A 13,205-nucleotide genomic window follows, 5' to 3' on the forward strand; every position below is an offset into this window, starting at 1 on the left:
TTGTTAATGTTTATTTTCCATTCCATCCTTTTCTTTTTTTTATCCAATAAGACATTACATACATATGTTTAACGTAATCCATAATACTCCATTTATTATTTAAATTGATTAATTTTATTCTATATTCTAAATTAGGATGGTCTTCATTTTCCAGATATCTTTTGTAAAACTTATACATAACATTTGATTCATCTAAATCATTTATATACCTCATTTCACTATCAATTCTATCTAAAAGTTGCCACATTTCAGAAAAAACTTTAGGATTACAACCGCTTAATTTAATTCCTAACCGATCTGCTCTAAGCTCACTAATTTGTCTCCAATACCTTTCATTACAAATTATCCAACTATCAGGCATAAAGAATAAAAGAAATATACAAATGAAAGGTTTAATAAATCCGTAAGTAGAAATTGTCAATAATAGCATTGAAATTGTAGTTGTTAAGAATAAAGACAAATATCCAACAAAAACACGTTTATTAACACTTAAATTGTCTTTATATTTTAAATGAATCAGTTCATGACCTATTATTATTTTAATAAACTTACTGAGTAAACTACTATTTTGCCCTGATTGACGAAAAAGATATTCAATCATTGCTCTAGTTATTATTATTTTTGGTTTTTTATACCGTTCGCATATTGCATATGCATTACGTACACTACTATCTTCCACAATAATTTCGACATCATATACGCTTGCATTCTGACACATCTCACAAATTTCGTCTTCCCATTGTAATAAATATTTATTATCTACAATAATATTTTGCTTTTCTAATTTGTATTTTCTTTTTTTCTCAACTAATTCATATAGTTTCATACTGACAAGTAAGAGAAGCATGATTCCACCAATCAGCATTACATAATTAGAATTTACAATGGTTTTAAAAATTAAATTGCATGTAAAAGTAAATATTACTAAAAATAATATAATTAAGATTACTTTGATTATGTTACCTTTCTTTAGTTCTCTAGTTCTGTCTATAATAACATTCTTTATTAGTAAATTATTATCTCTTACAAATTCATTTTGAATTACTAAAATATCCTTAAGAATATTAATTAATATGGGAGTTACGGAGAATAGGCATTGAGAGAATACAAGCAAAAGTGTTATGAAAGAAATGATTTTAGTAAAAGTATTTCCACTATCTGTCTCCATAAAAAACATAAAAATTAGAGGATAATATAGTAAAAATATTCCACCAATAAGTAGATAGATAAAATTAGTTGCTAATATCCTTTTTAATTCAGTTGCAAAATTATTAATTTCTTCATTCTTCCATTTAATAAGACCAAAACTATCTTTTATGATTAAAAAGAGTTGATTTTTAATCATTTTAAAAAAAAAATCTAAGTACTAGTAGTGGATCTTTTGCGATATTGAAAAGCTCTTTTCTCAAAGTAGAAAAATACCACACAAATAACAACAACATTTCCAATGACAAACCTATAAAGTATAAAAACATCTATTCATTTCTCCTTTTTCTCCATATATAATTAAAAATCTTTCTTCTCAATATATCTATAAGCCTTTATCCTCTTAACTGGTGAAACAACATCATAAAACATAAAGAGATAATCCAATAGCCTTTGGGGTTTGATTATTTTTTGCCATTCCTTAAGAGCTACTTCTTATCTTACGAAATTTTAATCAGCTTCAGAAATACGAAGATAGGCTACATGCAAAACAATCAAACTCCTTGTTAAATTCTATTTAATCCTCCTATCTAAGAATGCACTCATTATGCAGAAAAAACGCTGTTTTGTCAGCGTTTATCCAAATGGTCTATTTGTTTCCTAAGCGTCTACTTCTGAGAACTGTTATCGTACAAAAAAAATTAAGTAGTACTGTCAATCACTCTATAAGTATTAAGTTAGCAAATTATAGAATTTTCTCTAAAAAGTAATATTTTTGTGATTACTTACATCCTTTTTTTTCACAAGTAACTGATTGTGTTGTTGTTACCCAATCTTGTGGGTTATCATCTATCCGAGCACCACATGCTGTATGATTTCCATTTCTAGTATGGATCTTTCCTTTTTCTGATTTCTTAGTATCGTTTCCAATATATTTCACATTTGCCATAATCGTTCCTCCAACAAAATTTGTATTTTTACTAACCATTTGCCTTAAAGAGTATATTGACAATACTACCTAATTTTTTTTATAATAATCATTTAAGTTTATTGTTGACACAATAAACTATTATGCCAAGTACCAGTAACCCAAACAATTCCATCAGCTGCGCATTGCTATTACCTGCAACAGTTGTTTGGGTATCTTTTGTGATCGTTGTGCCTTGATTTAGCGAACTCACCGATGATGCTATAGAAGTAGCGACAGCTTGTGCTACTGTGGAATTACTGTTTATATCCTTTGGCATCGTTTTTCCTCCTATAATAAAAAAATAAACGTCTAACGACTTAGTTTTTATAATAGTATATATACTTAATTGTAATTCGTAAACATCGCAATGTAAATATATATTTTTTAAATGTTTCGTTTGCTTACTTAAAAGGAAATTATAAAATACATTTATCAGTTTGATTATGTGTTTTGTTTTCAATTTTTAGATTGATCCAAAAATATACACTTTTTTCTTGCTTCACTATTATATACAGCAACCAGTGAAAACTTAATGCGCTCTTACTATGGTCGTTTAAAAGCTGAAGCTTTCCGAGGAGGCAGAGCTTTAGGATCTTTCACAGGGTCACATACGTTTACAAGTGAACATTTACTCACAGCGTTACGAACTCTTATACAGTGTCCTATAAACGACAAGCAAATGGATATAGTAATAATTTTGCTGTCGGTTTTGGGAATAACTATTGCTATGATATATAAAACCTTATAAAATTGAAATAGTAAGATCTATGTCAAGATAAGTTAGGACAGGAGTGAGTTTTCATAAAATATAATAAGTTGCTAATCATTACACTTAGTTGTCTATTTATAGCTTTGAAAGTTGTTGGAACTTTTCTGACACTGAATTTTTTACCTATTCAAGATCCTGAAACGTTAACAATGGCAGAAAAATTGGAACTTCAAAAAGAATTTTCTATTAATTATGATTTAGGAAATTCTATGATCTATCTAAGCAAACAATTTTTTGCAGTTTTGATAGCGTACTCGATATATTCATTTTATGTTTTTTGGAGAAGCACTCACTCTGATAACGGTGATTTCAGTAAATAAACTATTTTTTCCTCCTTTGCGTGTTTAAATGTAAAGGGGGGTTTTTATATGGATCAAATTATACTATCAGAAAGTAATGTCGTTGGATTGGTTAAATGATTAGTAGTTCTTCTATAATATGTGCCCCAAAATTCAAGAAGAAAGTATCACTAATGATGGGGAAGGTGTTGTTTTAGAAAAGTCAAGAGATGCCTTTAGTTTATCTTCGCTAACTTTGAATATAGGACAAAAAAAGGATGGAACATCTCCATCCTTTTTGTACTATACTCCCACTCTAAAAACTCTTCATCTCACCAAACGGCAAAAGCTGCATCACAACTTTCCCAATCACATTCTCTTTTGCAATCAAACCATAATGCCGACTATCGGTCGCATACGGCCGATTATCCCCCAAAACCAAATAGTACCCATCAGGAATCGCAACAGCCGAAGTTAACGTTCGATTCGTGAAATCTTCTGTATAATTTTTGCCATTGCGCTGACTTTCATTGATTTCATCCATAATAAATTTTTCGTCTACCGGCTGGTCATTCACGAAAAGTGTATCATCCGTGTACGCAATTTTTTCTTCCGGCAGACCAATGACTCGTCTAATTTGCGTATTCCCATTGCCACTTTTAAACGCAACTAAATCAAAGCGTTTGAGGTCCGTTGTTTTTTGAATAAGCACTCGATCCTTTTCTCTTAACGTCGGGATCATACTAAAACCACGGACAGTCACGATCGTCAGGAAAAAGGAACTGATGACAAGCACCAACACGACACTCAAACTTACAGCAACGATAAGTTCTTTTAGATAGTTTTTGACGGGGTGTTTTTTGCGTTTGGTCTTTTTATTATGGTTTGGTCTTTTTTTGTTTCCTGTCTTTTTTGCTGGTACTTTTTGAGAAGGACGTTTTTTTCTTGTAGTTGACGGTTTCTTTTTGCTTATGCGCTTTGATTCTTTCTCCATCGAAAATCACTCACTTGGATTACTTTTCTTCTTTAAAAGCAGATTCATTCACTTTGTAATAATCAAATGTTTCTTTTTCATAGACTTGCGCTTTCTTGATATCGGCTAAAAAGCTGTCCACCAATTCTTGGTTGCCGAAAAAGTTTTTTGTTTGCGTACTTGCATTCATCCCTAATTGTTTGACTGAATTATAGTACCGATTCAAAGTAATTTGTCCTTCTTCTGAATTAACATCACTTGCTTTTTTCGTCCCGTAGCTTGCCATAGAGGTCGCTAAGTAGCGAAGATTTTTTTGTAATTTTTCTTCATCATCACTTTTATCACGAGCTACAATCAGCTGATCTTCAAAATCTCGCAATAGATAGTAGCCTTTCACAACCGAATCTGAATCCTCCGTTGTCAAATTCATCGACTGATAATAAGAAAGATACGACATCCCACCAGCTAAAATAGCTGTTATTACTGCCATTACCCAAAATAGGCGTACGCTCTTTTTCTTCTGTTTCATCAACTGCTGTTTTTTTCGTGCGATTTTTCTATTTTTCTTTTTGTTTTTAAATTTTTTATTCGGAAGTTTTTTTAGCATAGCACGTTTACGGAAAAACTGTACTAAACAATAAACTGATCCTAGGAGCGCAACGATTGATAGTGCTATCCCTATGATGAAAACCCAATCTAAAACAGACATACACTTCAGCTCCTATACTTTTCTAATCTTTTTTCTTACTGCTTTTTCCATTAGACGAACCTTGCTGTTTTTTCTTTTTACGTTCTTTTTTTAAGGCTAATTCTTTTTCTTGTTTTTTCTTACGGAGTACACGAATAATCACGAAGATCAGGATAATCAGCACTAATACACCTGCAACGATCAGGGCGATCAATTTCCAGTCCAGTCCTTTTTCTTGTACTAAGCCAACATCTCGTTCGTTGAATTTATTCGCATCTTTATCTGAAATGGTAAAGTCTTTGGTCCATTCCCATTTTTTGTCACCAGAGGACACGAGAATATTTGCTACATAATCGCCCGCCACCATGCGTTCCCCATTCATACTGACAGGAAAGTCAATAAAGGAATTAGGAGCCATTCTCATTGCGGTTTGTTTGCGTTCGTAAAGAACAGTGTCTTTGCCCTTGGGTTTGATTTGGACTTCAGCTGTCATATCATTTAAATAGGCTGCCATCACATTGGAATAGTTAATAAAAATAGCATTGCGATAATTGCTTTGACCAGCTTTTACACTGTTTAATTCTAGATTTGGCGCAAGCACTTTTTCTGTTTCTTGCAACACAACACCAATCACATAGGCATATTGGTTAATGATTTTTGAGCCGCCTTTATCAGAAGTCGTGCCATTTTGATTTGCTCTCATCAACTGGATACCGCCAACAATCACACCATCAAAGCTTGTTTCTGGCATTTGAATAGTCAAATCCAGATTCTTGGTTTCCCCGGGTGCTAGTTCAACTGACTCTGGTCCTGTGACAATGTTGGTAAAATCAAAGGGTAATGATGGATCATTTTTAATTGTGGATTCACCGTATTCAATGACACCGTTTTGGTTCGTCTTTGCCCCATTTAATTTAACGTCAATCGTCACTTTTTCAGTACCAGGATTGCTTAATGCGATGGAAATCTGTTGATTTTTCCCTGGCTCCATTTGCAATTTAAAGTACCCTAGGTCTTTTTTGATTTGATTATCAGGAAAGGTAATGCTGTAAGTAAATCCTGTTGCGCCAGCAGGATTGTTGTTTTGTTTTTCTTCGGCATGATTCGTAGATGGACTAAAAAACAGACCGATGGTTACGATCAGGATCGGCAATAGCCATTGTTTGGTTGTTTTTATGTTTTTTTTCATTGTAAACCTCATATATTCTCAATTATTTTTTTCCTATGTAAGCTGAAAAAATCCGTTTGTTGGTGGTTCTTTCATCTAAAAAGCAAGCTGGTGAAGATTTCACCAGCTTACTAAAGTACTTAACGTTTATTCAGCAGCAGTAATTTTCCAAGTTACAGTAGCAGTATAATCCGCTACAGCCATGTTTGAAGCAGTTGCTGCAGGAATTGTTAATTTTACAGATTCTGCATCTGTTCCTGGTGTTCCGTTTTGTGACGTTGAACTTTGACCAAATTCTAAGATGTGACGGCCTTTTCCTTCTTTTTTGTCTTTGTCAGCGACAACGACTGTTTTTGCATCATTCGCCGCTTCTGTTAATTGGAAACCTGTTTGAACGTTTGAAGGAACAGCGTTTGTATTATCGCCTTGCGCTGCAGCAAGTCCATTGCTGAAGTCAATTGTTGAACCAGATAACACGTTTGTTCCTGATGTGAATTGTTTTGTTAATTGTGCTGTGATTGTATAACCGAAAACACCTCCGGCACGAACATCAGCCCATTGTACATACGCACCACGTTTTGTTGTTCCACCGTTAAATGTCATTGGTTTTGCAAAGCTTGTTACTGTATTTGCAGATGTTTCAACTGACCCAAAGTCTAAATCAGTCGTTTTCTCAACAACTAAAGATCCTTGCTCAGTGTTTGTATTTTCATCTGGAGATTCTGGATCCGGCGTTGGTAATACTTCATCTGGATTTTCTGGATCGACTGTTTCAGTTCCGCCACCACCGGCAGTACCTTCTGTCACTTTTACCGTACCTTCTGAAGTTAGTTCAGTTGGCGCTGCAAATGCAGGTGTTGCCGCTCCTAAAACCGTTACTCCTAAAATTGCTACTAATGTTGATGCACAAAGACTTCTTGCTTTCATATTGCTATTCCTCCTAATTGTTTGTGTGTTTTTTTATTAAGGCAACTTGGCTAATATCCAAGTTATCTCCGTTTGGTATTCTACCGGATGAATCTTCGTTGCTTCCGGTATACTTAGTGTGATTGCTGAATTGCTATACACTGGTTTATTATAAATACTGTCTATCACTGGTTTTCCTGCTTGATTTACTACAGGTGTCAGTGTTACAGGTTGATCGCTAGAATTCGTATCCGATGCGCCAAAGGCAATGGTCCAAACGCCTTTCCCGCTGTCTGCTCTGGCAGTTGCAACTTCGTATGCTGAACCGATTGAATTTAACGCAATCGTTTCTCTCATCACGGTTGGAGCTTCACTAGTACCGCTTGAATTGGCCCATCCTTTATCTAACGAAAGAACCGCGCCTTTTAAATCCTGCTCACCCGTTTCTTGAATGATGGGATTGGTAAACTGATAATTTTGCTTGACTTGTAACGTCCACCCAGACGATTCTGCTTGTTGATCTGTAATTTGAATGTAACTACCTCTAGGGCCTGTTTCACCAAAAAACTGCTGCGCAAGCGCATGATAGCTACGTCCATTTTTAGAAATTTTACTTTCACCAAAATCAAGAGCAGAAACATAGTCAATACGAAGAGGGCCTTCGGTTGAAGGACTATCTCCTGGATCAACAACATTTCCTGGATTTTCAGGATCTACGGGATTTGTCACCACGCTTCCTTTGATACTAACTGAGCCTGATTGATCAAGCGTTTCAGGAGCAGCTTGGGCAATGATGCCTGTTTCGCTAGCTAGAAGCAAACTGGCAATTGCTAACGACCAGATACCGATTTGTTTTACCTTCATTCTTGCTCCCCCTTTCTACGTTTTCGTAAAAAGAGAAGTAGCACCAATAGGAGTAATATACCTATGCCAAAAATGCCGTAGTGTTTCATCAGCTCGCCCATGCTGGGAAGGTTTTTTCCAGCTGGTTTCGCTGTTGCGCTTGGTGTTGTCGGTTTCTGTGAACTTGGTTCAGTACTGGTAGATGAATCGGTCGGTTCGGTCGATTCTTCGTAAAACGAAATCTTCCCCCCTCGATTGACCTGACCACCTGTTCCTTCATTCGCACTTGCACTACTTGAGTAACTATAAATGCCTAGCAACACAACTAGAGAGCAGACGATTATTTTTATTGTTTTATGTTTCATTTTCCACTCTCCTTTATGGTTGTCCGGCCATGACTTTCCACGTAATTACGCCGACATAATCTCCTGTATACACTGTATCAGATGAATTGATTTGTAATTTTATCCCGTCAGTATTTGCTGTTTTTCCCCAACTGTCACTAACATCAAAGCTACCTGCTGTGCCCTTACTATTGGTGTAAACGACTTGTGCATTCGTATTTAAAATCGTTTCCTTACCACCTGTAACATAGCGTAGGGCATTGACTAATTCTTGACCGCTACCGTTTTTCATCGGTGTTGTCAGTGTAGCCGTCAAACGCCAACCATTGGCAGCATCTGCTCGAGTATCTGTAACGACTAGTTGTTTATCAAATTCTGGGTCTTCTATTCGTTTGGTTGTTGCATTATAAGCTAGTAAGCCAAAGTCTAAAGCACTTGGTACCGAGGTCAAGCTCAATACGCCTTGCACTTTGTATTGAACAGTTAGTGCAGTATTATTTATTTTCACCGCTGTTTCATTGGCTGGTCGTTCGGCAATATCATACCCAGCTTTCGTTAGATTCGTAAGTTGTGTGGTGACACTTTCTTCTTTTGTTAAGTCAATCGTATCTCCGACTTGAGTATTTAGTTTGACCGTATAACCAGACAATACTTGGTTTGCTTCATTTAAGAATTCAACAGATAATACGGCATCAACATCAACAACGGTAACTTGGATCGTAGTTGTGATGTCAGTAGGTAATCCTGAATCAGCTGCTTTTACTGCTAATGTTACAGTGTAGGCTTTTGGTTGAAGTTGACTCACATTATTTAAGCCGCCAAAGTCCGTTACCGTCACAAATTGAGTCAAGTCTGTTTTGGTGCCGTTCGCTAGTTTAAATGCATCTGGCTTACTATGCTGTAGGATATAATTCTTTAATTCTGTTTCCGATAGATTACGAATATCCACATAAGATGCTTCAAAATCAGAGCCTGAAACACCTGAAGCTTGTTCATAGACAACTAACGTTGACTCAACGACTTTGGTATTCGGCGCTGGATTCCCATCAGCATCAACTGCCTTGTCAGATACATTAATCTGTACCGTGTGTGTTCCTGGCGTATTCGCTGCTGTTTCTGCCGCAGTAGGATCCGTATAGGCGTAATCAAAACCAGTATTGATCGGACTTGTATCACTAACATCTTTCACCATGTCTTTTGCTGCAGGCAAAGGATCACCTTTCGTCATATAATAAGTCACTGGTGAAGCTGTAGGTGGTGTTTTATCCAAGACTGTTTGTGTCACTTCTTCTGATTTTAGATTCGCAAATCCGTAGGCATGAATGACACTTCCAGCTGTAAAATAATGTCCTGCTGGTACAGTTACTGACCAATTCCCTGCCGCATCTGATTTCGTTGTAAAATTCGTACGGTATTCAGCTGGAGTAGACGTATCTTCTACGGGTGATTTTACGCTATCTGTTGATGGATCAAAGGCTGCCGTGATCGAGTTGTTGACTGGTACATCCCAGATACGGATATAGGCATTTGGAATCGCATAGCCAGATACAGTAGTCGAACTGTTATTGCCACGATTATCGGTTGCAATGCTATGAATCGCAATATTTGGATCTGGTACTCGGGTAAAGAGAACGCGTTGTTGTCCTCTCGTTGTAAAATTCGCGTTAAATCTAGCCAACGTTTCATTTGTCATCGCATTAGATGCCGTAATCGTTGGGTTAAACCCACTACCATAGGTTAATTGCATATTACTCATCGGAATGTACTCATACGTATAACCACTATCCCCGTCAGCTCCACCAGCTACATTATTCAATGACCACTGGAAAACATTTTGAACTGATACGTTTAGGTTTCCTTGAGACCAAATCAAGCCATTATTTGTCGTTGTTCCACTGGTCAATGCTTTATTTTTTTGCAGATTCACACGCTTTGCATCTGAGAATTTAAAGGTTGATGATGCGCCACCCATTCGTAATAAATATTGCGAGATAGACGTGCTGTCGCTTTGAATATCAAACGAAGCATTTGGTTGAACAATAAAGGTTGAGTTATTTGCAACATAGAATAAATCCGTTGTGCTGGCACCCATGTTTACTCCTTTAACATTTAAGTTTCCTGAAACGTTAATAGAACCACCATTCATATAGATTGGATTATAGTTTATATCGTTGTTTCCCGTTCCAGAATAGGCATCTGTTTGGATATTGACCGTCGCATCTTTCCCAATATTTAACTCAGATGAAGCGGATCCTAGATAGACAGCACCACCATACGTCCCGTGATGGTTTAAGATATCTACAGTAGAGCCTTCACCAACAGATAATACACCGCCTGAAATATTCAAATTCGTATTGTAGTATTCGGCGGCAGTTGTTTGATTGCCACGTTCCAGTTTTAGTTTTACATTTTTACCGATTTTAAAACTGCCTGATGGGATATAAAGTACATTCGATCCAAGTGAAGAAATATAAACATCTGCATTATTTTCTACAACAGCTGTGGAAATCGCTAAACTTCCTTGTTGGTAATTATTCACATTCCACGTACGAATCGTTGTCCCGTCTTTTCTTACAGAAGTCCATGTACGTTGTTGTTCTAAATGGACTTTGTTTTTCAGGGTTAAATTGGTTTGTTGCGACTCTAAAAACTGTGTTCCGTAGCCAGTATAATTATCCATGGTCATCTTTCCACCATTGGCACCATTGTTGAAAATCATTGCGCCCCAATAATTACCGTGATAAACCGTCATATTGCTAAATTGGATATCCCAGTCTTTTGAACCGTAGTTATTATAAGCTTGGAAAGTAAAACAGAGCGAACCAAAGTCTAGTGTGTAGTTGTTTCCATTTACTTTCACAGTCCGCGCATTTCCTTGTAGTTGGAAATACATGTGGGACTCACCACCAGAAGCAATTCCAATCGATGTCGCTGTAGTTACATTTTGCGAGTAGCGTAAATACGGACTGTAAATAAAATAACTAGATGAATAGGTTGGTGCAGTTGTGTAGATATCATTTAACAGTTCCACATTTGTTACCCATGGATCATTTAGTCCAATCGTGTAACCTAAAAAGTCAGTCACATTTCTCGTATTGGTAGCTGAAGTAAGATCATAAGAAATATTCGCGTTACTTCGAATCGTTCCTGTCAATCCATTCGTAGCACTTTCAGATGCCGTATACGATGAAATATAAAATGGTCCAGAATAGTTTGAAGAACTCATATTAATGTTTTGAAATTTTAAATCCCAATAGCCAAAAATAGTGCCTGAACTTCCTGATACATAACTCGTTTGGTTTAAAAATCCTATCGCTAAGTTGCCAAAATTAAAGTTATGACCATTTCCATCAATCGTCAGTGAGCGTGCAGTCGCATTTTTATTGATATATAAATAAACATTTTGCGCACTGTTTAAATCAACTGAACTAACACTAAATAAATCCTTATAGTTATTTAGCGTGCCTGACAGTGTAATATCATTTTGTAATGAAATAGTATTCACTGTGTTATCTGCGATCGCCTCAACAAAACTTTGCCAATCTGTCACTTCTGCTGTTCCAGCAGCTCGGCTGCTCAATGCCCTCGGCTGAGCGAGATCTAAACTGTCAGGAGCTTGGCTATTGTCCGTACTCGCTTTCGATTCTTTGACGACAACTTTTAACTCTCCTTGACCAACACTATTTGCTTCATCGATCAATGTCAGTGAATAATCACCACTTTTTTCTGCTAATAGTGCTAATTTCAGGGAAGATTGATCACTATCCACTGTGATAGTCAACATCCGCGTTTCTTCATTCCAATTAAAAACAGGAAACGTTGCTTTTGGGTCTTCCTGTAAAAGCATGGCTCTTTCTTCTGCTTCATTAAACTCTATTCCTTCAGGAATACGAACTTGCCACTCTTTTTTTGACTCACCCAAATCAGTTGATGGACTACTCTCATCAGACTTCTTCAGCTCGTTTTCACCTCTTGTGTCAGAGATCTTTATATGAAATACTTCATTTGCATAAAGTTCCTCTTCAACAGCTGTCAACGAAATCGGTGATTTGGCAAAAATCTTACTTGTAGAAGAATGCAGCTGTGAAAACATAGCTAAAATAAGGATCGAAAGAATGGCTATGCTCATTCCAACTAATTGAAATTTTCTTTTTTTAATCATTTCATTCATTTTCCCTCCTGCCCCATTAGTTTACAAAGAATGTTCTTAGTTTCTTCACCTCCTTCAAGTGTTATTCATGCTAATGTTGTTTACTTGTTGATCTAACGCTAATTTGTACCCGATCGTTCGAACCGTTTTGATAAATTTCGGAGTCGTAGGATCTTCTTCAATTTTTCCTCTTAAATGGAAAATGATATTACTTACTCGATACTCTTTTTTCTCAGTATTTTCGTTTTCCCAAATATGTTGGTAGATTTCTTCATAAGTCAATGCTTTATCGTGCTTATTATGAAGTAGTTCTAAGACTTTAAATTCTAATTTGGTTAAACTGATTTCGACTTTCCCTTCTTTTAAAACACTGAGATTTTCTGGAAGTAGTTTTAATAAGGGGCCTGCCGCCGACATCGTCTTTAAAACGTTGGGTTCTTCCCTATTCTCAATCCGTTTTAATATATTTGAAAATTGTAAAACAAACTCATCTTCATAAACAGAGGCACCGTCTGCACCTAATTGTAAGTATATTTTCTTTTTTGTTTTTGCTTCTTCATCATTTTTAATCAACAATACCCAAATCAATTTATTTAATCTCGTTCTTAATTCCAGAATATTTTTGCAAATACAAGATAAATCACTTATAGTGGATTCTTCAATAATAAATGCATCTACATTTGCTAGTTCAGAACCTACATCTTTGACTTGTAAAATCGTAACCTCATGACCTAAGCTCACCAATTCTTTGGTATAATCCAATACAGGTTGAGACGAATCTCGAAAAATACCGATAGTGTACATCGCAGGTACCTCCTACTAAATTTATATCCAGAACTAAAAAATTTTCTTAGTGTGCATTCAAAAGCAAAATACTATTGAAGACGTTTTGATCTGAAATTTATACTTATCACGTTAATTTAAAAAAACGCACTAATGAATATCCTGAAAGAATTAAGTTCAAGATATT

Annotated in this window: 11 protein-coding genes; all 11 read right to left on the minus strand. The window is 36.0% G+C overall.

From position 1 onward, the window contains the following. Nucleotides 1–10 precede the first annotated feature (10 nt). The 11 genes from JZO69_RS00790 to JZO69_RS00840 all read right to left on the minus strand — a co-directional run bounded on the left by JZO69_RS00790 (nt 11) and on the right by JZO69_RS00840 (nt 13,039). Entirely contained in the window at nt 11–1,345 is a 1,335-nt protein-coding gene (locus tag JZO69_RS00790; RefSeq protein ID WP_207111009.1) for a M48 family metalloprotease, read from the minus strand. Between the two features lie 582 nt (nt 1,346–1,927). Then, nucleotides 1,928–2,095 carry a hypothetical protein gene (locus JZO69_RS00795; protein WP_167331071.1) on the minus strand — a complete coding sequence of 56 codons (168 nt, stop codon included), beginning with the start codon at nt 2,093–2,095 and terminating at the stop codon, nt 1,928–1,930. Nucleotides 2,096–2,183: 88 nt separating this feature from the next. After that, nucleotides 2,184–2,393 carry a TIGR04197 family type VII secretion effector gene (locus JZO69_RS00800; protein WP_207111010.1) on the minus strand — a complete coding sequence of 70 codons (210 nt, stop codon included), beginning with the start codon at nt 2,391–2,393 and terminating at the stop codon, nt 2,184–2,186. A 1,086-nt stretch (nt 2,394–3,479) separates the two neighbouring features. Further along, nucleotides 3,480–4,157: a signal peptidase I gene (lepB, locus tag JZO69_RS00805; protein ID WP_207111011.1), complete on the minus strand. Its 678-nt coding sequence runs from the start codon at nt 4,155–4,157 to the stop codon at nt 3,480–3,482. Between the two features lie 19 nt (nt 4,158–4,176). Continuing rightward, a complete protein-coding gene (locus tag JZO69_RS00810) occupies nt 4,177–4,845 on the minus strand; it encodes a hypothetical protein (protein ID WP_207111012.1) in 669 nt (222 codons plus the stop codon). Nucleotides 4,846–4,867: 22 nt separating this feature from the next. Further along, entirely contained in the window at nt 4,868–6,013 is a 1,146-nt protein-coding gene (locus JZO69_RS00815; protein ID WP_207111013.1) for a WxLIP family cell surface protein, read from the minus strand. A 126-nt stretch (nt 6,014–6,139) separates the two neighbouring features. Beyond that, on the minus strand, nt 6,140–6,919 hold the full coding sequence (locus JZO69_RS00820; RefSeq protein ID WP_207111014.1) for a WxL domain-containing protein: 780 nt from the start codon (nt 6,917–6,919) through the stop codon (nt 6,140–6,142). 36 nt (nt 6,920–6,955) lie between these two features. Further along, nucleotides 6,956–7,762 carry a WxL domain-containing protein gene (locus JZO69_RS00825; RefSeq protein ID WP_207111015.1) on the minus strand — a complete coding sequence of 269 codons (807 nt, stop codon included), beginning with the start codon at nt 7,760–7,762 and terminating at the stop codon, nt 6,956–6,958. Next, entirely contained in the window at nt 7,759–8,106 is a 348-nt protein-coding gene (locus JZO69_RS00830; RefSeq protein ID WP_207111016.1) for an EF2685/EF0750 family sortase-dependent surface protein, read from the minus strand. Before JZO69_RS00830 ends, JZO69_RS00825 begins: the two co-directional genes overlap by 4 nt. Before the next feature lie 13 nt (nt 8,107–8,119). Beyond that, complete coding sequence (locus JZO69_RS00835) at nt 8,120–12,256, minus strand: pectate lyase-like adhesive domain-containing protein (RefSeq protein WP_207111017.1); 4,137 nt, start codon at nt 12,254–12,256, stop codon at nt 8,120–8,122. A gap of 54 nt (nt 12,257–12,310) precedes the next feature. After that, nucleotides 12,311–13,039 carry a winged helix-turn-helix domain-containing protein gene (locus JZO69_RS00840; RefSeq protein ID WP_207111018.1) on the minus strand — a complete coding sequence of 243 codons (729 nt, stop codon included), beginning with the start codon at nt 13,037–13,039 and terminating at the stop codon, nt 12,311–12,313. Nucleotides 13,040–13,205: the final 166 nt, after the last annotated feature.

The sequence above is a fragment of the Candidatus Enterococcus ikei genome (assembly GCF_017316105.1).
Classification (GTDB): domain Bacteria; phylum Bacillota; class Bacilli; order Lactobacillales; family Enterococcaceae; genus Enterococcus_L; species Enterococcus_L ikei.

Excerpts from the sequence above, each read along its gene's own strand:
- JZO69_RS00790 (WP_207111009.1), bottom strand. The coding sequence starts at position 1,345 with ATGATTAAAAATCAACTCTTTTTAATCATAAAAGATAGTTTTGGTCTT.
- JZO69_RS00795 (WP_167331071.1), bottom strand. The coding sequence starts at position 2,095 with ATGGCAAATGTGAAATATATTGGAAACGATACTAAGAAATCAGAAAAA.
- JZO69_RS00800 (WP_207111010.1), bottom strand. The coding sequence starts at position 2,393 with ATGCCAAAGGATATAAACAGTAATTCCACAGTAGCACAAGCTGTCGCT.
- lepB (WP_207111011.1), bottom strand. The coding sequence starts at position 4,157 with ATGGAGAAAGAATCAAAGCGCATAAGCAAAAAGAAACCGTCAACTACA.
- JZO69_RS00810 (WP_207111012.1), bottom strand. The coding sequence starts at position 4,845 with ATGTCTGTTTTAGATTGGGTTTTCATCATAGGGATAGCACTATCAATC.
- JZO69_RS00815 (WP_207111013.1), bottom strand. The coding sequence starts at position 6,013 with ATGAAAAAAAACATAAAAACAACCAAACAATGGCTATTGCCGATCCTG.
- JZO69_RS00820 (WP_207111014.1), bottom strand. The coding sequence starts at position 6,919 with ATGAAAGCAAGAAGTCTTTGTGCATCAACATTAGTAGCAATTTTAGGA.
- JZO69_RS00825 (WP_207111015.1), bottom strand. The coding sequence starts at position 7,762 with ATGAAGGTAAAACAAATCGGTATCTGGTCGTTAGCAATTGCCAGTTTG.
- JZO69_RS00830 (WP_207111016.1), bottom strand. The coding sequence starts at position 8,106 with ATGAAACATAAAACAATAAAAATAATCGTCTGCTCTCTAGTTGTGTTG.
- JZO69_RS00835 (WP_207111017.1), bottom strand. The coding sequence starts at position 12,256 with ATGAATGAAATGATTAAAAAAAGAAAATTTCAATTAGTTGGAATGAGC.
- JZO69_RS00840 (WP_207111018.1), bottom strand. The coding sequence starts at position 13,039 with ATGTACACTATCGGTATTTTTCGAGATTCGTCTCAACCTGTATTGGAT.